This window comes from Streptosporangium sp. NPDC049644 (genome assembly GCF_040675205.1).
GTDB classification, from domain to species: domain Bacteria; phylum Actinomycetota; class Actinomycetes; order Streptosporangiales; family Streptosporangiaceae; genus Streptosporangium; species Streptosporangium fukuiense.
The window spans coordinates 1-2,136 of record NZ_JBFAOJ010000238.1; the positions used below are offsets into that span (position 1 = coordinate 1).

1 protein-coding gene is annotated in these 2,136 nt (G+C 71.9%); it reads left to right on the top strand.

Going from position 1 to position 2,136, the window contains the following annotated elements:
- Positions 1-2,136 (top strand): beta-ketoacyl synthase N-terminal-like domain-containing protein (locus AB0J58_RS44745; RefSeq protein ID WP_364227888.1); only part of this gene is annotated, 2,136 nt, incomplete at both ends.

The window sequence follows — 2,136 nt, forward strand, 5'->3', positions numbered from 1 at the left end:
TGACGCCGGAGCGGCTGGACACCGTGCTGCGGCCGAAGGCCGATGCGGCCTGGCACCTGCACGAGCTCACCGCGGACCGTGATCTGGCCGAGTTCGTCATGTTCTCCTCGGTGGCGGGCACGATCGGTGCCCCGGGGCAGGGCAATTACGCGGCGGCCAACTCGTTCCTCGACGCGCTGGCACGGCACCGCCGGGCCGCCGGTTTGTCCGGTCTGTCGCTCGCCTGGGGCGCGTGGGCTCAGGACAGCGGGATGACCGGCACCCTGAGCGCCGCCGACATCGAGCGGATGGCCCGGGCCGGCATGCCGCCGCTCGCTCCGGAGCAGGGTCTCGCCCTGTTCGAGGCGGCGGTCCGTTCCGGTGAGCGGGTCGTGGCCCCGGTCCGTCTGGATCTGTCGGTGCTGCGCGCGCAGCCCGAGATTCCGCCACTGCTCCGCAAACTGGTGCGAGGCAGGCGCCGTTCCGCCGCCGGGAGATCGGCGGCGGCCAGCACGCTGCTGCGGCGGCTGGCTCCGCTCGCCGAGGCCGAGCGTGCCGAGGTCCTGCTGGACGTGGTGCGTACGGAGGTGGCCATCGTCCTCGGGCACGTCTCGGCGGACACGGTGGAGGTGTGGCGGGAGTTCCGTGAGCTGGGCTTCGACTCGCTGACCTCAGTGGACCTGCGTAACCGGCTGAACGGCGCGACCGGGCTGCGGTTGCCGTCCACGCTGGTGTTCGACTACCCGACACCGGCGCTGCTGGCGGAGTACCTGCTGGCCGAACTGCTCGGCGAGCACGCCGACGCGGTCATCCCCACGTCCATCGTGCCGGTCGCGGATGACCCGATCGTCATCGTCGGCATGGCGTGCCGCTATCCGGGCGGGGTCGCCTCTCCGCAGGACCTGTGGCGGCTGGTCACCGAGGGCGCGGACGCGATCTCGCCCTTCCCGACCATGCGCGGCTGGGATCTGGGGTCGCTCTACAACCCGGATCGGGAGCACCGGGGCACCAGCTACGTGCGTGAGGGCGGCTTCCTGCATGAGGCGGGGGAGTTCGACCCGGCGTTCTTCGGCATCTCGCCCAACGAGGCGCTGGCGATGGATCCGCAGCAGCGGCTGCTGCTGGAGGCGTCCTGGGAGGCGATCGAGCGGTCCGGGATCGATCCGGTGTCGCTGCGCGGCAGCCGTACCGGCGTGTTCGCCGGGGTGATGTATCACGACTACGGCAGCAGTGTGGCGTTCCCGGCGGAAGTGATGGGCTTCGTCGGTACCGGCACCGCGGGCAGCGTCGCGACCGGCCGCCTGTCGTACACGCTGGGTCTGGAGGGCCCGGCGGTGACGGTGGATACGGCGTGCTCGTCGTCGCTGGTGGCGTTGCACCTCGCCGCCCAGGCGCTGCGCGGCGGCGACTGCTCGCTGGCGCTGGCCGGTGGCGTGACCGTGATGGCCAACCCCGGGCCGTTCATCGATTTCAGCGCCCAGGGCGGGCTGGCCGCCGACGGCCGGTGCAAGTCCTACTCCGACGCGGCCGACGGGGTGATCTGGTCCGAGGGCGTGGGCGTGCTGGTGCTGGAGCGGCTGTCGGACGCCCGCCGCAACGGCCACCAGGTGCTCGCGATCGTGCGCGGCTCCGCGGTCAACCAGGACGGAGCCTCGAACGGCCTGACGGCGCCGAATGGTCCGTCGCAGCAGCGGGTGATCCGCCAGGCGCTGGCCGGGGCGGGGCTTTCGGTGTCGGAGGTGGACGCGGTCGAAGGGCACGGCACCGGAACCACACTGGGCGACCCGATCGAGGCCCAGGCCCTGCTCGCCACGTATGGTCAGGATCGGGACGAGGACCGTCCACTGCTGCTGGGGTCGGTCAAGTCGAACATCGGTCACGCGCAGGCGGCCGCCGGTGTGGCGGGCGTGATCAAGATGGTCATGGCGATGCGGCACGGAGTGCTGCCCAAGACGCTGCACGTGGACGCGCCGTCGTCGCATGTGGACTGGAGCGAGGGCGCGGTCGAGCTGCTGGCCGAGCCGGTGGAGTGGCCCGAGGCCGATCGTCCGCGCCGGGCGGCTGTGTCGTCGTTCGGGATCAGTGGCACCAACGCGCACGTGATCATCGAGCAGGGGCCGCAGGCCGAGCCGCAGGTGGAGGACCGAGAGCCGACGA